The sequence below is a fragment of the Dokdonella sp. genome (assembly GCF_017744955.1).
GTDB lineage: Bacteria > Pseudomonadota > Gammaproteobacteria > Xanthomonadales > Rhodanobacteraceae > Dokdonella_A.
In genome coordinates, this window is the sequence record NZ_JAGIAG010000008.1 from 126757 (window position 1) to 148435 (window position 21679).

The following is a 21679-nucleotide window of genomic DNA, read 5'->3' on the forward strand; positions in this document are numbered from 1 at the left end:
CCGGACCTGTCGATGCCGCTTCGAGCGGACCGCGCCGATAAGGTACGGCGCGGTCCGTTCGCTGCGGTCCTCAGTCGCCGTCGAAGCCGTCGATGAAGATCGCGTCGAGCTTCAGGCGGAACGCGCCGCGCCCGTGCGTGCAGGCGAGCAGAGTGCCGGTCGCGTGATTGGCGACGAGATCGAACACCGCGACGTTCGGCAGGCCGTTGGTGTACGGATTCCAGGTGGCGCCGCCGTCGACGGAGAGATACACACCGATGTCGGTGCCGGCCCAGAGCGTGTTCGGCGCGACCGGATCGAACGCGATCGCGCTGACCGGCACGTCGGGCAGGCCGATCGAGGCGTCCGTCCAGGTGCTGCCGCCGTCGACCGACTTGCGGATGTTGTGCGCCGGCATCGCGCCGCTGAAGCCGGCGCGCGACTGGAACACGATCTGCGGGTTGCGCGGATCGACCTTGATGTCGGAGACGAACAGTCCGATCACCGCCGGCAGCGCGTCGACTTCGACGAAGCTGGCGCCGCCGTCGGTCGAGCGGAACACGTGACCGTCGCTCGAACCGGTGAAGACGACCTGCGCGTCGAGGCCCGGCGCCGGATTGGCCACCGTTTCGATCGCACTGATCGCACCGCCGTCGCCCGCGCCGATCGTACCTCCGGTGAGATCCTGGCCGCCGGTGCCGGCGCCCAGCGCAGAGAAGATGCCGGGCTGGCCGTTGCCGTTCTGGTCCACCGTCTGCGCGAAGAACGCCGGCGCCTTCCACAGGCGGTTGGTGCCGAAGTACAGCGTGTCGGAATGGCCGCGGTCGAGATGGATCGGCGCGTAGAACAGCACGCGGTCGCCGAAATCGATACCGTTGCCGACGGATGGATTCGAATCCGCCGTCGAGGCGAAGTAGTTGCCCTGCGTCGTCGCGAAGCCGCTCGTCGTGAAACCGACGCCGATCAGGTAATTGCTCTGGTTGAAGTAGGTGTGCACCAGGTTCTGCGGATTGCCCTGGTCGATCTTGGCGTAGCCGCCGTCGCCGAAATCGAGGTGCGGCCAGCCGACGCTGCCGGCCCAGCCGTTGGTGCCGTTGTCCTGGGTGCCGCCGTAGGCGCCGTTCGGGTCGGTCGGGTGCAGGTCGCAGCCCTGGAACTGGGTGATCTGCAGCGTGGTGTTGAGATTGACCCAGTTGTCGCCGCCGTCGGTCGAGCGCCAGATGCCGCCGTCGTTGCCGACCCAGATCTCGTTCGGATGGCCGGGCCAGTTCTCGATCGCGTGCACGTCGGCGTGCAGCGCGGTGGTGCGGTCGGCGCTGCGGATCTTGCTGACGAAGGTGGTGCCGCCGTCGTCGGAGCGCATGAACATGCTCGGCACGTTCTCGACGCCGTCGTTGGTGCCGTCGCTGGTGCCGGCGTTGCCCGCGCCGCCGGTGTAGAGCACGTTCGGATCGGTCGGCTCGACCGCGAGCGCCAGGTCGTAGAAGCATTGGCCTTGGCAATAGCCGCGCGCCGCGGTCAGCTCGGTCCAGGTCGTGCCGCCGTCGGCGGATTTGAAGATCTTGCCGCCGCCGATGCCCGAATTCGCTTGCGAGTTGCCGATGTAGAGCACGGCGTCGTTGCTGTCGGGGTCGGTCGCGCCGGCGATCCACGCACGGCCCCAGCTCGCGTTCGCATCGAGCGGCGGCAGTCCGCCGGTGCCGGCGACCTGGGTCCAGGTCACGCCGCCGTCGTCGGAGCGCTGCACGCCGCCGGTCGTGGCGCTGACCGCGTAGCCGGCGGCCCAGAAGCGCGTCGAGACGGCCGGGTCCTGGATCAGGCGCGACATCGCGTCGTTGGTCGCCTGGGTGGTCATCTTAGTCCAGGTCACGCCGCCGTCGGTGGAGCGGAAAATGCCGCGCGGCGGCAAGGTCGGGCCGGTGACCGCGCCGCTGCCGAACACGCCGCTGCCGGTCACGGCGAGCACGTTGTTCGGATTGCTGCGGTCGACGACGATCGAATTCACGCTGCGGTTGGTGAACAGCGCCGAGCCGTATGGGCCGGACCAGGTACGGCCGGAATCGGTGGACTTGTAGACGCCGACGCCGGCGTACGAATCGGCGCTGTAGTTGCCTTCGCCGGTGCCGACGTACAACGTGGCCTGGTTGCGCGGATGGGTGCCCGGCGCGATCGCGATGGCGCCGATCGCGAGCGACGCCAGCTCGTCGGTGAGCGGGCGCCAGGTCGCGCCGAGATTGTCGCTGCGCCAGATGCCGCCTTGCGCGCCGCCGACGAAGACCACGTTGTCGGTGGCGTCGATCGCGATCGAACTGACGCGGCCGGACACCGGGCTCGCGATCCACGGACTGGTCGGTGTCTGACCGCCGACCAGCGGCGCCGGACCGATCGGTTCCCACGCCTCGGCGTGCTCGTAGGCCGCCGGCAAGCCATGGCCGCGATTCATCGCAGCGAGGCGCTGCTGCATTGCGGTCGCGCGCGCGGCGGCGGCGTTGAAGTCCGCGGTGGGCCCGCGCCGACGCGAGTCCATGTAGGCCAGACGGCCGGCGAGCGGCCCTTCTTCGGCGCGAAGCGCCTGTGCCGATTCCTGCGCGTCGGTGTCGGCGGCGAGAACGGGTTGAGGGGCGGCGAGACCGGCGACGACGGACAACCCCATCGCGGCCGCGAGCCGCGATGCCTGCTTACCAAGCTTCATTTGGACACTCCCGGATTGGATCCACCCCAGACGATGGCCCCAGTACTGCGCTTTCCGAAAAGAAGTCCGCTTGCACCCCGACAGGCAGGAATGGATCGCGCCGCGGCGAGCGAACGGGCGGCAATCTAGCAAATTCCGACCCGAAACTACGCCTGTAGACTGATCAATTCAGCGCATTTGTATCAGTCTACAGGCGGATATCTCAAGCGATTTCCGCGACGCCCCCATCGAACACGAGCAGGCCGCCCGGCCGCAGGTAGGATTCACCCCCGCATGAACGACCCGTCGCCGAGCCTGCTGCGCAACCTGGTCATGCTGCGCTGGCTCGCGGTCGGCGGGCAGGCCGTCGCGATCGTTCTGGCCGTGCATCTGCTCGGCATTCCGCTGCGCGCGGCGCCGCTGTGGGGCGGTGTCGCCGCGCTGGCCGCGTTCAATCTGTGGGCCGGCTGGCGCGCGCGGCGCAGCGCCGAGGTGGGCGCCGGCGAAATCGTCGCGCAAGTCGCCGTCGACATCGCCGTGCTGGCCTGGGTGATCGCCTGGAGCGGCGGCGCGATGAATCCGTTCGCGCCGCTGTTCCTGCTGCCGATCGCGCTGCTCGCCGTCGCGCTGCCGATGCCCTGGGTGCTGCTGACGGCGGTGCTGTGCGGCCTCGGCTACGCCGCCTCGGCGCTGTTCGGCGTGCCGCTGCCGCACGTGCACGGTGCCTTCGCCGATCCGTTCAACCTGCATCTGGCCGGCATGGCGGTGATGTTCGCGGTGTCGGCGCTGGTGGTGGTGTTCTTCCTGACGCGGCTGGCGCAGGCGCTGCGCGAGCGCGAACGCGAACTGGCGCGGCTGCGCGAGCAGTTCGCGCGCAACGAAGGCATCCTCGCCCTGGCGACGCATGCGGCGGCGGTCGCGCACGAACTCAACACGCCGCTGGCGACGCTGACGCTGATGCTCGAAGACCGCCTCGACCAGACACCGACCGGCGCCGATCGCGGCGAACTCGAAACGATGGCCGCGCTCGTCGACGCCTGCCGCGATCGCGTGCGCGAGCTGGCCGCGCCGGCCGATCGCGCGGGCGCCGACGAACGTCCGCTCGCCGCCGCGATCGAGGCGCTGATCGAGCGCTGGCGGCTGCTGCGGCCGGCGATCGAACTCGAACGCGAAGGCGACCTCGCCGATGCGCCGGCCGCGCGCCTCGCGCCCGGCGTCGGGCACCTGCTGATCGCGCTGCTGAACAACGCCGCCGACGCGAGCGAGGCCGCCGGCGAACGGCGCATCGCGCTGCATCTGGCCAGCGACGGCGTCGCGCTGCACGGCTCGGTGCGCGACTACGGCGACGGCATTTCCGAACAGGCCGCGCCCGGCGCGCTGTTCCGCAGCACCAAGCCGGACGGACTCGGCGTCGGCCTGGCGCTGTCGCATGCGACGGTCGAACGCCTCGGCGGCGAGCTGTCGCTGCAGGCGGCGCCGGGGCGCGGCACGCGCGTGTCGTTCCGCCTGCCGCTGCAGATGGAGACCGTCGCGTGAACGGGCTCCTGGTCGACGACGACGTGCTGTACGCGCAGACCCTGCAGCGTTCGCTCGCGCGCCGCGGCGTGGCGCTGCGCATCGCGCACGACGCCGCCTCGGCGCTGGCGCAGGCGCGCGAACGGATTCCGGATTTCGTGCTGCTCGATCTGAAGCTCGGCCACGAATCAGGCCTCGCCCTGATCGAACCGCTGCGCGAACTCGGCGAGCGGACGCGCATCGTGCTGATGACCGGCTACGCCAGCGTCGCCACCGCGGTCGACGCGATCAAGCGCGGCGCCGACGACTACCTGGCCAAGCCGGTCACCGCCGAGGCGCTGCTGCGCACGCTGCGCGGCGAGACGGTGCAGGCGCAGGCGGAAGCGACGATGACGCCGCTGGCGCGACTGGAGTGGGAGCACATCCAGCAGGCGCTGAAGGAAACCGACGGCAACATCGCCGCCGCCGCGCGCCTGCTCGGCATGCATCGACGCTCCCTGCAGCGCAAGCTCGCCAAGCGGCCGGGGCCGGAACGGCGCGCGCCGGAAACGCTCGGCGACTAGGCCGCCGCGGCGCGCCGGCCGAGAAGCGCCTGCGCCGCCGCCTCGCCGCTCTCGACACCGCCTTCCATGAAGCCCTGATTCTCCAGCGCGCAGTGCTCGCCGGCGAAATGCAGGTCGCCGACGCGCTCGCCGAGCGCGCCGCGCAGGCTCGTCCACTGGCCCGGCCGGAAGCAGGCGTAGCTGCCCTGCGCCCACGGAAAACTAGGCCAGTGGAAGCGCGCCTCGCGCGCGTCGGCACGCGCGGCGGCGATGCCGGGAAAGATCGCCTCGAGCTGGCTCGCGGCGAGATCGGCCTGCTGCCGCGGCGTGCCGCGGCCGATCTCCACGCCGTGACGGCCGCCGGTGAAATTGGTCAGCAGGCCGGCGCTGCCGGGCTGCCTGCGGCTGGTCTCCCAGGTCGTCTGCAGCGGCAGGTCGCTGTAGGTGCTACCGCTGCGTGCGTGACGGGTGTGCCAGACGCGTTCGCCGAAGCCGATCATCAGCTTCGCATTGGTGCCGTAGCCGAGCTCGGCGATCGCCCGCCGCTGCGCCGGCGGCAGTGGCGCATCGAGCCGCACGCGGCGCAGCGTGGTGAACGGCAGCGCCAGCACGACGCGACGCGCGCGCACCTCGAACGCGCCGGCGCCGCGCGCGAAGCTCAGCGTGTAGACGCCGTCGGCCGATTGCCGCAGCGCTTCCAGCACGGCGCCGCAGGTGATCGCATCGTCGAGCTTCGCGCCGAGCCGCTGCACGATCTGGTCGTTGCCGCCGTGCACGTGGAAGCGCTCGTCGCTGTCGCCGAACACGCGAAAGCGGTCGGTTCCCGGATCGATGAAGGTGAGGAAGTTCAGCGCGGACTGCTCCTCGCACTCCAGGCCCATTTCGGTCGTGAACGCGACTTCGATCAAGGTGCGCAGCCAGCCGGAAGCGCCGTTTCGATCGAGCCATTGCGCCATCGACTGCCGGTCGAGCGCCTCGGCGCCGCGCGGCGCGGCGGCGGTGATCTCGCCTCCGCCCAGGCGCTCGACGTCGCGGCGGATCGCTGCCGCGAGTGGCGCGAACTCGTGCAGGATCGCCGCTTCGTCGTAGCGGCGTCCGCCGCAGAACCAGACCTCGCCGTCGGCCGCGGTCGGATCGTCGGCGAGGTCGTCGAGCGCGAGGCAGAGTTCGGCGGCGAGCGCGCGCATGCGGGTGTGGCCGCTGTCGATCAATTCGCCGCCGAGTTCGCAGACCTGGCCGTCGGCGAAATGCCCGCGCAGGCTCCAGATGCGGCCGCCGACGCGCTCCTGCGCCTCGTACAGCCGCACGCCGACGCCGGCGCGACGCAACCGGTGCGCGCAGGTCAGGCCGGCAATGCCGGCGCCGACGACGACCACGTCCTCATCGGCGCTGCGCCGCAACGGCGGCGCGCACGCCGCGAGCAGCAGGCCGGCCGCGACGCCGGCACCCTGGCGCAGGAAACGCCGCCGCGCGCGGTCGATGCGCTGCGCGCGCTCGCGCTCGATCGCTTCGGCCAGTGGCTCGCCGGAAACACGTGCGCGCTCGGCCAACCCTGCCGAGCGACGCAACAGCTCGGCCAACGCAGTCCGCGCCATCGTCCCCTCCCCCGTCCGCCGCAGCGGTTCATGGAAAGAGAACGTCATTTCGCGCCGCTTCGCGACATTCGGCGCGAAGCGGTCCGCCCCGCGCCGGCTCGGGCCGGCGGCCTCGCAGCCGCCGGCGTCTACGCATGCCGATCGCCGGCGCGGACCTCGCCTCCGCTCAGTCGAATCCGTCGGCGAAGACGCGATCGGTCGGCGCGTCGCCGAGCAGGCGCAGCACGGCGAGATCGCCGAGCGGATCGCTGCGCTCGGCGCGGCCGGCGACGACCAGGCGGCCGTCGGGCTGCTGAACGAGGCAACCGGTTTCGCTGCCGGCGCCGTCGGGGGCAAGGTCGGCGATCAGCAGTCCGCCGTCGGCGAATCCGGTGTCGAGGCGGCCGTCGGCGCCGGCGCGCAGCACGAAGAACTGCTTCTTGGTCTGCTCGGCGAAATAGGTCACCGCCACCACCGGCTTGCCGTCGGGCTGGATCAGCAGGTCGGTCGCGTCGACGCCGAACGCGTCGGACAGGATCGCCGGCTTCAGATAGCCCGGCGAGGCGGTGTCGCCGAAGCCCGCATCGGTGGCGCCGTCGGCGGCGAGGCGGCCGAGCACGAGCGCGGCGCGGCCGGCCGCGTTGGTGTACTGGCCGGCGAAGACGATGCTGCCGTCGGCGGCGAGAGCGAGGCGTTCGACGCCGTTGCGCGGCGAGGCCGCGCCGGTGTCGTTGAAGCTGCGCCAGCCGCGCTCGGCGAAGCTGGTATCGAAACGGCCGTCGGCGGCGAGGCGCGCGATCGCGAAGTCGCTGTTCGGGCCGCCGGTGCTGTAGCGGCCGCCGACGACGATGCGGTCGTCGGCGGTCAGCGCGACGTCGTCGAGGCTGCCCGCGTGGGTGGCGTCGTCCCAGTCGATCGCGCGCACGCCGGCGTCGCCGAAGCCGGCGTCGAACGAACCGTCGGGCAGCAGGCGCACGACCGTCGCGATCGTGCGGCCGAAGTCCTCGACGTTGGTGCCGGCGACGACGATGCGGCCCTGGCTGTCGACCGCCAGCGCGTCGAATTCGGTGTACGGCAACACGGTCTTGCCCTGTGTGCCGAAGCCGGTGTCGAAGCTGCCGTCGGCGTGCAGCTTGAGCACGAAGCCGGTCGCCGGCGCTTCGGCGACCGCGGTGCCGGCGGCGAGGATCGAGCCGTCCTCCAGGCGATACATCGACTGGATCGACTGGATGCGCGTGTTCGGCACCAGATCCGGCAGCACGACCACGCCGGGGATCGAGGTGTTGCCGAAGCTAGTGTCGACGCTACCGTCGGCGTTCATGCGCGCGAGCATCGCGCGCAGCTTGAGCTCCCACGGCAGCTTCGGGTTGAACTGGCCGCGAAAGCCGCCGAACAGCAGCTTGCCGTCCGGCAGCACGGCGCTCGCGTACGGGTACAGCGTGCGTGCCTCGACGTCGTCCGGCGTGACGAAGGCGCGGCCGCCGTCGCCGAAAGAAGGATCGGGCGCGCCGTCGGCGGCGCGCGCAGGCAGGCAGAACGAAACGGCGAGACAGGCAGCGAGAAACAGGGATCGGTGCATCGACGGACTCCGGGAACGGGAGCCACGACCTTGCGTTCCGACCGGCCGGAGTGCATTCGAATCGTGTTCGGATCGCATCAAAACCGTCTCAGATCAACGCAGCGGCAAACAAAAAGCCCCGCATCGCTGCGGGGCTTTTCGTGTGAAACATCGGCGCTGGTGTTCCCTCGCCACACCGGCGAGGGAACGCTGCGGCGCGTCGGACTTCTTAGAAATCCATGCCGCCCATGCCACCCATGCCGCCACCGGCCGGGCCGTGGTTGTGGGCTTCTTCCTTCTTCGGCGCTTCGGCGACCATCGCCTCGGTCGTGATGACCAGGCCGGCGATCGACGCGGCGTTCTGCAGCGCGGTGCGCGTGACCTTGGTCGGGTCGAGGATGCCGAGCTCGACCATGTCGCCGTACTCGCCGCTGGCCGCGTTGTAGCCGAAGTTGCCCTTGCCCTCGGCGACCTTGTTCAGGATGACCGAAGCCTCTTCACCGGCATTGGTGACGATCTCGCGCAGCGGCGCTTCCATCGAGCGCTTGGCGATCTGGATGCCGTGGTTCTGGTCTTCGTTGTCGCCCTTGAGCTTGGACAGGCCGGCCAGCGCGCGGATCAGCGCGACGCCACCGCCCGGCACCACGCCTTCCTCGACCGCCGCACGCGTGGCGTGCAGGGCGTCTTCGACGCGCGCCTTCTTTTCCTTCATTTCCACTTCCGTCGCGGCGCCGACCTTGATCACCGCCACGCCGCCGGCCAGCTTGGCCACGCGCTCCTGCAGCTTCTCGCGGTCGTAGTCGGAGGAGGTCTCCTCGATCTGCGCCTTGATCTGCTTGATGCGCGACTGGATCGCCGCCGCTTCGCCGGCGCCGTCGATGATGGTGGTGTTCTCCTTGGAGATCAGCACCTTCTTCGCGCGGCCGAGGTCCTTCAGCGTGGCCTTCTCGAGCTGCAGGCCGACTTCCTCGGAGATGACCTGGCCGCCGGTCAGGATCGCCATGTCTTCCAGCATCGCCTTGCGGCGGTCACCGAAGCCCGGCGCCTTCACGGCCGCGACCTTGACGATGCCGCGGATGGTGTTGACGACCAGGGTCGCCAGCGCCTCGCCTTCGACTTCCTCGGCGACGATCAGGAGCGGCTTGCCGGCCTTGGCGACGCCTTCGAGCACGGGCAGCAGCTCGCGCACGTTGGAGATCTTCTTGTCGTACAGCAGCACGTACGGGTCGTCGAGCTCGACCTGCTGGCTCTGCTGGTTGTTGATGAAGTACGGCGACAGGTAGCCGCGGTCGAACTGCATGCCCTCGACCGTGTCGAGCTGGTTCTCGAGACCCGAACCTTCCTCGACCGTGATCACGCCTTCCTTGCCGACCTTGTCCATCGCCTCGGCGATCAGCTTGCCGATCGCGTCGTCGCCGTTGGCCGAGATCGCGCCGACCTGGGCGATCGACTTGGAGTCCGCCGACGGCTTGGACAGCTTCTTCAGCTCCTCGACCGCGGCGATCACGGCTTTGTCGATGCCGCGCTTGAGGTCCATCGGGTTCATGCCGGCGGCGACGGCCTTGAGGCCTTCGCGGATCAGCGCCTGGGCGAGAACGGTGGCGGTGGTGGTGCCGTCACCGGCGACGTCGGAGGTCTTGGAAGCGACTTCCTTGACCATCTGCGCGCCCATGTTCTCGAACTTGTCGGCCAGTTCGATCTCCTTGGCGACGGACACGCCGTCCTTGGTGATCGTCGGCGCGCCGAAGCTCTTCTCGAGCACGACGTTGCGGCCCTTCGGGCCGAGGGTGGCCTTGACCGCGTTGGCGAGGGTGTTCACGCCGCGCAGGATGCGCGCGCGGGCGTCTTCGGAGAAACGGATTTCTTTGGCTGCCATGGTGGAGCTCCGGGATTCGTGATTCGTGATGGGGGATTCGGAAAAAGCGGGAGCGGGACTTGAGGTGACGGGATCGGACTCGGAGCAGACTCGCTCTTACGAATCACCAATCCCCGATCACCAATCCCGGCCCTCTCACTTCTCGACGACGGCGATCAGGTCTTCTTCGCGCATGACCAGGAGCTCCTGGCCGTCGACCTTGACCTCGGTGCCGCTGTACTTGCCGAACAGCACGATGTCGCCGACCTTGACCGCCATCGGGCGGACCTTGCCGTCTTCCTGGATCTTGCCGGTACCGGCGGCGACGACTTCGCCCTTGATCGGCTTTTCGGCAGCGGCGTCGGGGATCACGATGCCGCCAGCCGACTTCGTTTCGGCTTCCAGACGCTTGATGATGACGCGGTCGTGCAACGGGCGAAGCTTCATTGGAGAGTCTCCGTCAACAGGTTGATGTGAAAGGGGTTTGGAAAGATTGTTAGCACTTGAATCTTGTGAGTGCCAAGTTTAGCGGCGAACGATTCCCGAAGAAAGGCTCCGCCGACCCGGAACGACAGATGCAGCCGGCGCCGGGGGTTTCAAGAGGTCCGTTTTCGCGCACCGGACGATGGCGGCGTCCCGCCGCGACATGCGCTCGTCACGGGCCACGGGCTAGACTTCGATCCGCGTCTACGCTCGGACGCCTGTTCCTGGGGAAAATCCGCATGTCCTTACACCGCGACGCCCTGCGGGCGTCCTTGTCTTTGCTTTTCCTCGCGGGCGCCGTGCCCGCGTCCGCCCAGTACGTCGCCCTGACCGGCACGCCGGCCACGCAGACGTTCGACTCGCTCGCCTCCAGCGGCACCGGTTCGACGCTGCCGGACGGCTGGTACTTCCTCGAGACCGGCAACAACGCCAACACCAGCTATGCCGCCGACGACGGCAGCTCCAATTCCGGCAACACCTACAGCTACGGCGCCGGCGGCAGCAGCGAACGCGCGCTCGGCCTGCTGCGCTCCGGCTCGTTGTCGCCGATGGTCGGCGCGCGCCTGCGCAACGAATCCGGCGCGGCGGTCAGCGAGATCGCGGTCAGCTACACCGGCGAGCAGTGGCGCCTCGGCGCCGCCGGCCGCGCCGACACGCTGCACGTGCAGTACAGCCTCGATGCGACCTCGCTCGGCGACGACGCGGCCTTCTGGACCGACGTGCCGGCGCTCGACTTCTCCTCGCCCGTCACCAGCGGCACCGCCGGCAAGCTCGATGGCAACCTCGCCGCGAACCGCACGGCGATTTCCGGCTCGATCACGGGTCTCGACCTCGCCCCGTCGGCGACGGTGTGGGTGCGCTGGCTCGACACCGACATCCCGGGGCCGGAAGACGGTCTCGCGCTCGACGACGTCATCTTCGCGATCGCCGGCGATCCGCCGGTCGACGTGCCGCCGACCGTGGTCGCCGTCGCGCCCGCCAACGGCGCGACCAACGTCGGCCTCGGCGCCGTGCTCAGCGTGACCTTCAGCGAAGCGGTCACGGTGACGGCGCCGTGGTTCACGATCGAGTGCGCGACCTCCGGCAGCCACACCGCCACGGTCAGCGGCGGCCCCGGCGCCTACGCGCTCACGCCCTCGCCGGCGTTCGCCGCGAACGAGAGCTGCACCTGGACGACCCTCGCCAGCGGCGTCGTCGACCGCGACGGCACGCCGGATGCGCTCGCCGCCGACTACGTCGTCACGTTCACCACCGCCGATCCGGCCAACACGCCGCCGACGGTGCTCTCGACGACGCCGGCCAACGGCGCGACCAACGTCGCGCTGGCCAGCGACGTGCGCGTGACCTTCAGCGAAGCCGTCACCACGACCAATGCGTTCGCGCTGGCCTGCGACGCAACGCCGATCGCACTCGCCGAGACCGGCAGCGGCGACTCGCGCACGCTGACCCCCGACACCGTGCTGCCCGCCGGCGCGACCTGCACCTTCACCGTCGATGCCGACGGCGTGCGCAACGTCGGCGGCATCGCGATGGCCGCCGACTACGCGGCGACCTTCCACGTCGCCACCGGCACCGTCGAGGGCTACTACGCGCAGGTCAACACCAGCAGCCCCGACCAGCTGCGCTGCTCGCTGCACGCGACGATCCGCGGCCACACCGCGTATCCGTACAGCGGCTCGGGCACCAACACCTGGACGATCCTCGAACTCGCGCAGGAAGACCCGAACAACGCCGGCAAGATCGTCGACGTGTACCGCAACCGCTCCTACACCAAGGTCAGCGACCGCGCCGGCACCGGTTCGGGCCTCACCTACAACCGCGAGCACACCTGGCCGAACTCGCTCGGCTTCCCCGGCGCGACCGGCAACCTCGGCAAGCCGAACGCGCCGTACACCGACACGCACATGCTGTGGCTGTCCGACACGCAGTGGAACTCCGACCGCGGCAACAAGCCGTTCGCCAACTGCGCGACCAATTGCGGCGAACGCACCACCGAGGCGAACGGCGGCGTCGGCGGCGGCAGCGGCATCTATCCCGGCAATTCGAACTGGGTGAAGACGCCGGACGGCAACCAGGGTTCGTTCGAAGCCTGGAACCATCGCAAGGGCGAGATGGCGCGCGCGATCTTCTACATGGCGATCCGCTACGAAGGCGGCGTCGATCCGGTCAGCGGCCAGAACGAGCCGGAACTCGAACTGACCGACGACCGCAGCCGCATCGTGCAGATGAACAACTACTCGCAGACCGCCTACATGGGTCTGTTGAGTGACTTGCTCGCCTGGCACCAGGCCGATCCGCCGGATGCGTCCGAACTGGCGCGCAACGAGGTGATCCAGAGCTTCCAGGGCAATCGCAACCCGTTCGTCGACCATCCGGAATGGGCCACGCGCGCCCTGTTCGAATCGGTCTCGCCCACGACCTGCGTGCTCAACCCGCCGGTCGACACCGACTCGATCTTCAAGAACGGATTCGAAGCCGCGCCGTAACCGCTTCACCCACGCCCCTCCGCATGGAGGGGCGTGGTCTTTCCTCGAAGAAGCCGTTGCCCGCGCGCCGGATCGCTGCGGAAGCAAGCCCGGCCTCGCCTTCGACTCACCTACACCGTTTGCCTCACCGAGCCTTCTGCGTCACCACCTGTTCGATCGGTTTAATACGAAAGAATTCGTTGACCGCAATGGGCCGGCGTGCTCGAATCTCCGCCCATCGAACCGGCGGGGATTGGGAATGAGGATCGGCCTTTCGCTCCTGCTTGCGACGCTGACCGCCGGTACCGTCGGCGCGAAATCGCCCGACGGGTTGGTGCTGGACTTTCGCGCCGCCGAATCCGTCGAACTGCTCGGCACATCCGTCGCCGACTACGTCGCTTCCCCGCCGTTCCACGAAGGGCCGGGCTGGAATCTTTCGATCGAAACAGCCTCCGGCGAGGGGGCCTGGACGAAGCGTATTCCGGTGCCGCGCACTTTCCACGGCGCAGCCGAGGATGGTGTGCGTTTCTCCGTGGTCGTGCCGCGACCGTCGCCCGGATCGCGAGCGGTGCTGCGCGATGCGCAAGGGAATGTGATCTGGACTCGCGCGATCGACACCGGGTTGATCGCGCAAGCCGACGGCGAGGGAGCGCGCGTCCGGCGCGAACTGGCGTCCGCCTACGCCGCGACCGCGAAACTGATGCGCTCGACACCGGGCCGGCTCGCCCCGTCGCGATCGAAGCCTCCACGTTCCGGCGATCCTGATGCGCCGCGCGATCCGCAAGTCGCAGGCTTGCGCTCCGTCGGAGCGGCAGCCGATTCCGTAGCGGCCGCCGACGAAACGACGTTCCTGGTCTCCGGCCGCGTCGACGTCGATCACCTCGTCCTCGTGCGTGCCTACGACGCGGACACCGGACGCTTCGTGCTCTCGACACGACAGGAGCCGGCGATCGGCCAGTTCGAGATGCCGCTGCCGGCGGGCAGCTACGTGTTCGAGGTCGACGACAACCTGATGAACTTCGATCACGTGCTGTTCTATCGCACGCCGCTTCGAACCGCTCCCGTGTCGATCGCCAGCGATACCACGCTTGCCGACATCGTTCCCGACGACGCCAGCGGCGACTTCGTCCTCTCCGCCGAGCTGCCCTGCCCGCAGGCGCAGCCGCCGCTGACGCACTTCACCGTCACGGCGACGTCGGCGGACGGCGCGCGGATCGAACGCCTGATCGAAGCCGAAACCGCGACGCCGGCCGACCCGGCCGGAAACTGCACGGCGCGCTACCGGATCCAGCTCAGTCCTGGCACCTATGCCGTCGAAGCGGCTCCGCTCGGCTGGGAGGGAAGACGCTACGACACGGTGCGCGTCGCGAAGAATGCGCGTGTCGAGCAAGTCGAGACGTTTTCCGCAGCGGAACGGACCTTGGTCTGGCGCGGCCAAGTCGTCACCGAATCCGGCCGGCCGATTCCGAGCGTGCTGCTCTGGCACAACCGGTTGCTGATCAACGACAAGACGTTCCAGGTATCCACGGACGCGCTCGGGCGCTTCGAGACGCCCTACCGCCGGGGCTGGGCGGCGCAGTTCGAACCCAACGACGGTCAGGCCTACGATTCCACCGCCAGCACGATCATGACCGTGGGAGCGGCTCCTCCGCCCGCGTCGGTCGTCCTGCACGAGCTGGCGTTTCAATCCATCGACGAAGGCGGCCTGCTGCGCCTGTACGGCGACGGCGACCGCGCGGCACGCTTCAACATCCTGTTCCTGGGAGACGGCTACGCGCAGGCACGCGAGTCGTACACCGACGTCAACGGCAACGGCCAGTGGGACGGTTTCGCCTGGCAGGACCTGGATCAGGACGGTGTCGTCAGCGCCGGCGACAATGTGACGGCTTACGGTTCGCCGACGCCCGACTCCCTTCCGAACGGCTCCGTCCCGGCCGACTTCAGCGAGCCATTCACCGATCTGAACGGCGACGGCATACTCAGCAGCGACGACGGTGCGCTCTTTCACCGCAGCGCGCGCGAATTCATGCGCGCCCTGCTGGGCTCGGACGTCTGGAGCGAGCATCGCGACGCCTTCAACGCCTACGCCTTGTTCGAACCGTCCGAGCAAGCCGGCTACAGCATCGTGACGGAAAACGGTGACGCCGTCCTCGCGCGCCGGACGCGCTACGGATCGACGCTCAGGCTCGGTAGGCGGACTCTTTTCGCCGACGACGAAGCCTTCATGCACAGCGCCTTGGCCGCCCTGCCGGAGCTGGACGTCGTCGTACTCCTGATCAACCAGCCCGTCGCCGACTATGCGCGCGGCAACACCATTCCCTCCGACCCGGGCAGCATCTTGTGGACCGCGGGCTTCAATACGGACTGGTCCTTTGCTGGCGGCGGCGCCGGGCCGGCTCATGAATTCGGGCACTTCGTCGGCAACTTGTGCGACGAGTACAGCGAATTTCCCGGCGTACACCCCCTGGCCGGCTTCGCCGACAGCGGATGTCCGAATGCGAGCTACTCCGCAAATCTCGCCGATATCCCATGGGCACGATGGATTTCAGCGGATACGCCGATTCCCACGCGTGATCTGACGTCATCGCTGGGCGTCTACGAGGGCGCCGTCTACTATCCCGGAGGCGCGTACCGGCCGTCGATCGAGTCGATGATGCGCAACCATCGGATTCTGCCGATCTTCAATGCGCCCTCGCGCGCCGCACTCGAACGCGCGATGGCGCTGCGCATGCAACCGCTGCCTGCGCCCGCGCATTCGGAACGTCCCGCTCCGCACGCGCCTCCTCCGCGCGACTAAGAAGCAAGGACTTTCCGAGGCGGCGCGGCGCCGCGACTTCCGGCCGGCTCGCGGGAGTGTGCGAACATGGAGCGTTCGCGCATCCGCCGTCGATCGCATGTCCACCGTCGTCGCCCTCTGCAGTTGTCCCGACTCCGAAACGGCCGCGCGCATCGCGCGCGTGCTGGTCGAGGAACGCCTGGCCGCCTGCGTGCAGGCCCTGCCCGGCATCGTTTCGACCTACCGCTGGCAAGGTGCCGTGCAGCAGGAAACGGAAGTGCTGCTGCTGATCAAGACCACGCGCGAGCGCTTCGACGAGCTGAAGGCGCGCCTGCCGGACTTGCATCCGTACGATGTGCCCGAATTGATCGCCGTGGACGCCATCGACGGCCTCGGCGCGTACCTGGATTGGATCGCGGCTGCGACATCGCGACAATGAACGTCCTGAAAGCCGCGCGGTCCAAGCGCGGTCCTGTTCCCCGCCCACCGTCCTTCCGGAGTGTTTCGCGATGCGCAAGCTGTTGACCGGCCTCATTCTTTCGCTCGGCCTGGCCGGTTTTGCGCAGGCCCAGTCCGACGACGGGCTGCTGCCGGTCGAGCAGGCATTCAAGCTGACCACGCGCGCCGCGGAGCCCGGCAAGATCGCCCTGCACTGGGAGATCGCCAAGGACTACTACCTGTATCGCTCGCGCATCAAGACGAAGACGACGCAGGCCGGATTGACGCTCGGCGCGCTGGAGCTGCCGGCCGGCAAGCAGAAGAACGACGAGTTCCTCGGCGAGGTCGAGATCTACCACGACTCGGTCGACGCCACGCTGCCCTACAGCTTGGCCGATGCGGCGACCAAGACGCTGTCGCTGACCGTCAACGTGCAGGGCTGCCACGAGGTCGATCCGAAGATCTGCTATCCGCCGCACACGACGACGGTGACCTTGGACGTGCCGGCCGGCGGCGCGACGGCGGCAGCGGCCCCGGCCTCTGCCGGTTCCGACACCGGCCTCAAGAACGGCGCCACGCAGCCGCTGATCGCGCTCGGCGGCGCGCCGGGACTCGGCGGCGCCGCCGACCGCACGCCGCTGCCGCCAGAACAGGCCTTCGTGTTCGAGGCGATCGCGGCGAGTCCGACCTCGCTGCTCACGCGCTGGACGATGCCGAAGGGCTACTACCTGTATCGCGACAAGAGCTCGGTCATGCTGAGCAGCGGCGACGGCGTGCGCATCGGCGCGCCGCAGTGGTCGCCGGGCGTGCCGCATCGCGACGAGCATTTCGGCGAGGTGGTCGTCTACTTCGACCAGGTCGAACTGCCGCTCGCGCTCGCGCGCGAACGCGGCGCGGCGCAGACGATCAAGGTCCACGCCGAATACCAGGGCTGCCAGGACGACGGCATCTGCTATCCGGTGATGACGCGCGACGTCGACGTCGACCTGCCGGCGGCGACGCCACAGGAACTCGAAGCGGCGAAGGCCTCCTTCGTGCCGGCGGCGGCCCAGTCCTCGCCCGACACCGACACACAGGCCACGGCCGCGAGCGGCAAAGACGGCAGCGCCGGCGAACAGTCCGAGGAGCAGGCGCTCGCCGCCAACCTGTCGAGCAACCGCCTGCTCGCCCTGCTGTCGTTCTTCGGCTTCGGCCTGCTGCTCGCGTTCACGCCGTGCGTGTTCCCGATGGTTCCGATCCTCTCCGGCATCATTGCCGGTTCCGGCGAGAACGTCTCCACGCGCCGCGCCTTCGTGCTCTCGCTGGTCTACGTGCTGGCGACCTGCGTCGTGTTCACCATCGCCGGCATCGTCGCCGGGCTCGCCGGCGCGAACCTGCAGGCGGCGTTCCAGAAACCGTGGATCCTGTGGAGCTTCGCCGGCCTGTTCGTGCTGCTCGCGCTGAGCATGTTCGGCTTCTACGAGCTGCAACTGCCGAGCTCGCTGCAGACCAAGCTCGCCGACATCAGCAATCGCCAGAAAGGCGGCTCGCTGATCGGCGTGGCGATCATGGGTCTGCTCTCGGCGCTGATCGTCGGGCCCTGCGTCGCGCCGCCGCTGGCCGCGGCCGTGCTCTACATCAGCCAGACGCGCGACCCGGTGTTCGGCGGCCTCGCGCTGTTCGTGCTGAGCCTCGGCATGGGCGCGCCGCTGGTCGTGTTCGGCACCGCCGCGGGACGCTTCCTGCCGCGCGCGGGCGCCTGGATGAATGCGGTCAAGGCGGTGTTCGGCGTGCTCTTCCTGGGCCTGGCGATCTGGATGCTGAGCCGCATCCTCGACGGCGTCTGGATCATGCTGATGAGCGGCGCGGTGCTGATCGGCTCGGCGGTCTACCTCGGCGCGCTGGAACGCCTGCCCGACGGTGCGTCCGGCTGGAGCCGCCTGTGGAAGGCGCTCGGCGTGATCCTGCTCCTGCTCGGCGCGGCCGAACTGATCGGCGCCGCCGCCGGCGGGCGCGACGTGCTGAAGCCGCTCGGCGGCATCGTCGCCAGCGCCGGCAAGGAAAGCGCCGGCGGCGAGCTCAAGTTCCGCAAGATCAAGACGATCGCCGACCTCGACCGCGAGGTCGCCGCCGCCGCGCAAGGCGGCCGCCGCGTCATGCTCGACTTCTACGCGGACTGGTGCGTCAGCTGCAAGGAGATGGAGAAGTTCACCTTCACCCAGCCGGCGGTGCAGAAGAGCCTGGCCGATTTCGTGCTGCTGAAGGCCGACGTCACCGCCAACGACGAGGCCGACCAGGCGCTGCTGAAGCGCTTCGCGCTGTTCGGCCCGCCCGCGACGATCTTCTTCGCCGACGGCGCCGAGCGCCGCCCGCTGCGCCTGATCGGCTTCGAGAGCGCCGACGATTTCGTCGCACGCGTCGGCAAGGTGCAGTGAGTCCGTTCAACCGCACGAACCTGCTGATCCTGGCCATCGCCGTGGCCGGCGCGGCCGGCGGCTTCCTCGCCGGCGGCTGGCTGCGGCCGTCGCCGCCGCAGCTCGCGGCGCCGCAGGCACTGAAGGTCGGCGACGCGATCACGCCGGTGAGCCTGCCGGACCTGGCCGGCAAGCCGCGCGCGCTGGCCGAATGGCAAGGCAAGCTGATGCTGGTGAATTTCTGGGCCAGCTGGTGCGGCCCGTGCCGCGAGGAAATGCCGCTGCTCGACCGCAGCCAGCAGCGCTACGCCGAACACGGCCTGCAGATCGTCGGCATCGCGGCGGATTCACCCGAGGCGACGCAGGCGTTCCTGAAGGAATATCCGGTCACCTATCCGATCCTGGTCGACGATCCGGCACGCGGCGGCGACGTCGCGCTGGACTACGGCAACCTGCGCGGCGTGCTGCCGTTCACGGTGCTGATCGGCCGCGACGGCCGCATCCTCGCGCAACGCGCCGGCAACTTCAGCGAAAGCGCGCTGGAGCAGTGGCTGGCGCCGCATTTCTGAGCAAGACCGGGCCTCCTGCCGCGGCTTGCAACAAACGGCCGCGGCACGTGGCGCGCAGGAGCGCGCCCGAACAGCGAAGCTGGCCCGCAAGCGAGCGCCATGGATGGCGCGAGTAAAGCCGCGCCACGTTTGCACGCAGCGAGCGCGCTGCGCTCGCTGCACGGCACGTCCTTGTGCCAAAGAGCGATTAGCACTCCTTCTGGCTCGAATTCCGGCATTTCCCGGCAAACGTCGTCGAACTGGACAGACCGGGCATCGTCGTCCAGACTAGCGGCTTCGCTTTTTTGACGAATCCATCGGCGACTCCGTTCGTGGCGAAGATCCTGGTCCTGCACGGCCCCAATCTGAACCTGCTCGGCACGCGCGAGCCGGCGGTGTACGGGCGCGCGACGCTGACCGACATCGACGCCGGCCTCGCCCAGGCGGCACACGCCGCCGGACACGAACTGTCGAGCCTGCAATCGAACGCCGAGCACGTGCTGATCGATCGCGTGCAGGCCGCCGCCCACGACGGCACCGCGTTCATCCTGATCAATCCGGGCGCCTTCACGCACACCAGCATCGCGCTGCGCGACGCGCTCGCCGCGGTGGCGATCCCGTTCGTCGAGATCCATCTCAGCAACGTGCACGCGCGCGAAGCGTTCCGTCGCCACTCGTATTTTTCCGACCTCGCCGTCGGCGTCATCGCCGGCTTCGGCGCGGACAGCTACCGCCTCGCGCTGAGCGCCGCCTTGCGCCGGCTCGAGGCCTGACCTTCTTCCCCAAGACTTTCAGCCGGGAGTCCGCATGGACCTGCGCAAGATCAAGAAGCTCATCGACCTGCTCGAGGAATCCAACCTCGCCGAACTCGAAATCAAGGAAGGCGAGGAGATCGTTCGCCTGTCGCGCATTCCCAAGGGCATGGTCGCCTCGCTGCCGCAGGCCGCGCCCGTGCAGCACGTGCGCGTCGACACGCCGGCGCCGGTCACTGCGCCGGCCGCCGCCAGCGAAGCCCCCGCGGCGCCCGCGGCCGGCGGCAAGTCGCTGCCCGACGGCCACGTCGTCAAGGCGCCGATGGTCGGCACCTTCTACGCATCGGCCAATCCCGAGGCCGCCGCGTTCGTCAAGGTCGGCCAGTCGGTCAAGGCCGGCGACACGCTCGGCATCATCGAGGCGATGAAGATGTTCAACCAGATCGAAGCCGACGTCAGCGGCACCGTGCTCGCGATCCTCGTCAACAACGGCCAGCCGGTCGAGTTCGACGAGCCGATGTTCGTGATTGGGTGAGCGGCCCAGCGGTGAGCGGCGAGCGGAGAAAGCTTTCTCCGCTCGCCGCTCACCGCTCACCGCTCACATGCCCCATGACACCAACCGAAGCCTCCCATGCTCGATAAAGTGGTAATCGCCAACCGTGGCGAGATCGCACTGCGCGTGCTGCGCGCCTGCCATACGCTCGGCATCAAGACGGTCGCGGTGCACTCGACCGCGGACCGCAACCTCAAGCACGTCGGCATGGCCGACGAATCGGTCTGCATCGGTCCGCCGCCGGCGGCCGAAAGTTATCTGAACGTGCCGGCGATCATCGCCGCCGCGGAAGTCACCGACGCGCAGGCGATCCATCCCGGCTACGGCTTCCTGTCCGAGAACGCGGACTTCGCCGAGCGCGTGGAGAAGTCCGGCTTCATCTTCATCGGCCCGACCGCCGACGTGATCCGCCTGATGGGCGACAAGGTCGAGGCGATCCGCGCGATGAAGGCAGCCGGCGTGCCTTGCGTGCCCGGCTCCGGCGGGCCGCTCGGCGAGGACATGGTCGCCAACACGAAGATCGCGCGCGAAATCGGCTACCCCGTCATCATCAAGGCGGCCGGCGGCGGCGGCGGACGCGGCATGCGCGTCGTGCACACCGAGGCGCACCTGTCCAACGCGATCCAGATGACCAAGTCCGAAGCCAAGGCCGCGTTCGGCAACGGCGAGGTCTACATGGAGAAGTTCCTGGAGAATCCTCGCCACGTCGAGATCCAGGTGCTCGCCGACGGCCAGGGCAACGCGATCCACCTCGGCGAGCGCGACTGCTCGATGCAGCGCCGCCACCAGAAGGTCGTCGAGGAAGCGCCGGCGCCGGGCATCAGCGCCGAGCAGCGCGCCGAGATCGGCAAGGTCTGCGTCGAAGCCTGCCTGCGCATCGGCTATCGCGGCGCCGGCACGTTCGAGTTCCTGTACGAGAACGGCCGCTTCTATTTCATCGAGATGAACACGCGCATCCAGGTCGAGCATCCGGTGACCGAACTGATCACCGGCGTCGACCTCGTGCGCGAACAGCTGCTGATCGCGGCCGGCGAGAAGCTCTCGATCCGCCAGGAAGACGTCGTGCTGAACGGCCACGCGATCGAGTGCCGCGTCAACGCCGAGGATCCGGACACGTTCATGCCCAGCCCCGGCACGGTCAAGCGCTTCGAGGCTCCGGGCGGCCCCGGCGTGCGCGTCGACACGCACGTCTACGACGGCTACCGCATTCCGCCGAACTACGATTCGATGATCGGCAAGCTGATCGTGCACGGCCGCGACCGCGCCACCGCGATCGCGCGCATGCGCATCGCGCTGTCGGAGATGGTCGTCGAGGGCATCAAGACCAACGTGCCGCTGCAACAGCGCATCATGGCCGACGGCGGCTTCCAGGCCGGCGGGCAGAACATCCATTACCTCGAGCGGCGCATCGCCGAGGCGAAGGAAAAGGCGATCGGGATCGGCTGAGTCCGAAACCGGATCGTCCGATGCTCGTCATTCCCGCGAAAGCGGGAATCCATTTCCCCTCGTCCGGATCGAACCGCACGACTCGTTGGCCGGCTGCTGAAAAGCGATTCTCGCCTCGGCGGGAGTGACGG

At 68.9% G+C, this 21679-nt stretch carries 16 protein-coding genes; 10 read left to right on the forward strand and 6 right to left on the reverse strand.

The window, feature by feature from the left end; translation table 11 throughout:
* Positions 1 to 70: 70 nt before the first annotated feature.
* Positions 71 to 2671: a sialidase family protein gene (locus J7520_RS15630; RefSeq protein ID WP_291190087.1), complete on the reverse strand. Its 2601-nt coding sequence runs from the start codon at positions 2669 to 2671 to the stop codon at positions 71 to 73.
* Between the two features lie 273 nt (positions 2672 to 2944).
* On the opposite strand from J7520_RS15630, the gene J7520_RS15635 reads away from it, so the two are divergent.
* Complete coding sequence (locus tag J7520_RS15635) at positions 2945 to 4186, forward strand: ATP-binding protein (RefSeq protein WP_291190091.1); 1242 nt, start codon at positions 2945 to 2947, stop codon at positions 4184 to 4186.
* Positions 4183 to 4728 carry a response regulator gene (locus J7520_RS15640; protein ID WP_291190094.1) on the forward strand — a complete coding sequence of 182 codons (546 nt, stop codon included), beginning with the start codon at positions 4183 to 4185 and terminating at the stop codon, positions 4726 to 4728. Before J7520_RS15635 ends, J7520_RS15640 begins: the two co-directional genes overlap by 4 nt.
* Here the strand turns inward: J7520_RS15640 and J7520_RS15645 are convergent.
* The 4 genes from J7520_RS15645 to groES form a co-directional block, all read right to left on the reverse strand.
* Positions 4725 to 6302 carry an FAD-dependent oxidoreductase gene (locus J7520_RS15645; RefSeq protein ID WP_291190097.1) on the reverse strand — a complete coding sequence of 526 codons (1578 nt, stop codon included), beginning with the start codon at positions 6300 to 6302 and terminating at the stop codon, positions 4725 to 4727. The two genes, J7520_RS15640 and J7520_RS15645, sit on opposite strands and share 4 nt — an antisense overlap.
* Positions 6303 to 6468: 166 nt before the next feature.
* Positions 6469 to 7860, reverse strand: coding sequence for a hypothetical protein (locus J7520_RS15650; RefSeq protein ID WP_291190100.1), 1392 nt, complete (start codon positions 7858 to 7860; stop codon positions 6469 to 6471).
* Between the two features lie 208 nt (positions 7861 to 8068).
* Positions 8069 to 9715: a chaperonin GroEL gene (groL, locus tag J7520_RS15655; RefSeq protein ID WP_291190103.1), complete on the reverse strand. Its 1647-nt coding sequence runs from the start codon at positions 9713 to 9715 to the stop codon at positions 8069 to 8071.
* A 135-nt stretch (positions 9716 to 9850) separates the two neighbouring features.
* On the reverse strand, positions 9851 to 10141 hold the full coding sequence (groES, locus tag J7520_RS15660) for a co-chaperone GroES (RefSeq protein WP_291190108.1): 291 nt from the start codon (positions 10139 to 10141) through the stop codon (positions 9851 to 9853).
* Positions 10142 to 10476: 335 nt separating this feature from the next.
* On the opposite strand from groES, the gene J7520_RS19920 reads away from it, so the two are divergent.
* Positions 10477 to 12663: an endonuclease gene (locus tag J7520_RS19920; protein WP_345776921.1), complete on the forward strand. Its 2187-nt coding sequence runs from the start codon at positions 10477 to 10479 to the stop codon at positions 12661 to 12663.
* A gap of 124 nt (positions 12664 to 12787) precedes the next feature.
* Here J7520_RS19920 and J7520_RS15675 read toward each other — a convergent pair whose 3' ends face one another.
* The gene (locus tag J7520_RS15675) at positions 12788 to 13522 is read right to left on the reverse strand and encodes a hypothetical protein (RefSeq protein WP_291190110.1); all 735 of its coding nucleotides are present in this window, start codon (positions 13520 to 13522) and stop codon (positions 12788 to 12790) included.
* A 9-nt stretch (positions 13523 to 13531) separates the two neighbouring features.
* Here J7520_RS15675 and J7520_RS15680 point away from each other — a divergent pair, with 9 nt between their 5' ends.
* The 7 genes from J7520_RS15680 to accC all read left to right on the forward strand — a co-directional run bounded on the left by J7520_RS15680 (position 13532) and on the right by accC (position 21548).
* Positions 13532 to 15439, forward strand: a complete 1908-nt coding sequence (locus J7520_RS15680) for a M64 family metallopeptidase (protein WP_291190113.1) — start codon at positions 13532 to 13534, stop codon at positions 15437 to 15439.
* Positions 15440 to 15536: 97 nt separating this feature from the next.
* Complete coding sequence (cutA, locus tag J7520_RS15685) at positions 15537 to 15857, forward strand: divalent-cation tolerance protein CutA (RefSeq protein WP_291190117.1); 321 nt, start codon at positions 15537 to 15539, stop codon at positions 15855 to 15857.
* Positions 15858 to 15927: 70 nt separating this feature from the next.
* Positions 15928 to 18270 (forward strand): protein-disulfide reductase DsbD, encoded by a 2343-nt coding sequence (gene dsbD / locus J7520_RS15690; protein ID WP_291190120.1) that lies wholly within the window; start codon positions 15928 to 15930, stop codon positions 18268 to 18270.
* Positions 18267 to 18818, forward strand: a complete 552-nt coding sequence (locus tag J7520_RS15695; protein WP_291190123.1) for a TlpA disulfide reductase family protein — start codon at positions 18267 to 18269, stop codon at positions 18816 to 18818. The genes dsbD and J7520_RS15695 overlap by 4 nt, the downstream gene beginning before the upstream one ends.
* Positions 18819 to 19129: 311 nt before the next feature.
* Positions 19130 to 19570: a type II 3-dehydroquinate dehydratase gene (aroQ, locus tag J7520_RS15700; RefSeq protein WP_291190127.1), complete on the forward strand. Its 441-nt coding sequence runs from the start codon at positions 19130 to 19132 to the stop codon at positions 19568 to 19570.
* Between the two features lie 34 nt (positions 19571 to 19604).
* A complete protein-coding gene (accB, locus tag J7520_RS15705; RefSeq protein ID WP_291190130.1) occupies positions 19605 to 20084 on the forward strand; it encodes an acetyl-CoA carboxylase biotin carboxyl carrier protein in 480 nt (159 codons plus the stop codon).
* A 96-nt stretch (positions 20085 to 20180) separates the two neighbouring features.
* Complete coding sequence (gene accC / locus J7520_RS15710; RefSeq protein WP_291190133.1) at positions 20181 to 21548, forward strand: acetyl-CoA carboxylase biotin carboxylase subunit; 1368 nt, start codon at positions 20181 to 20183, stop codon at positions 21546 to 21548.
* Positions 21549 to 21679: the final 131 nt, after the last annotated feature.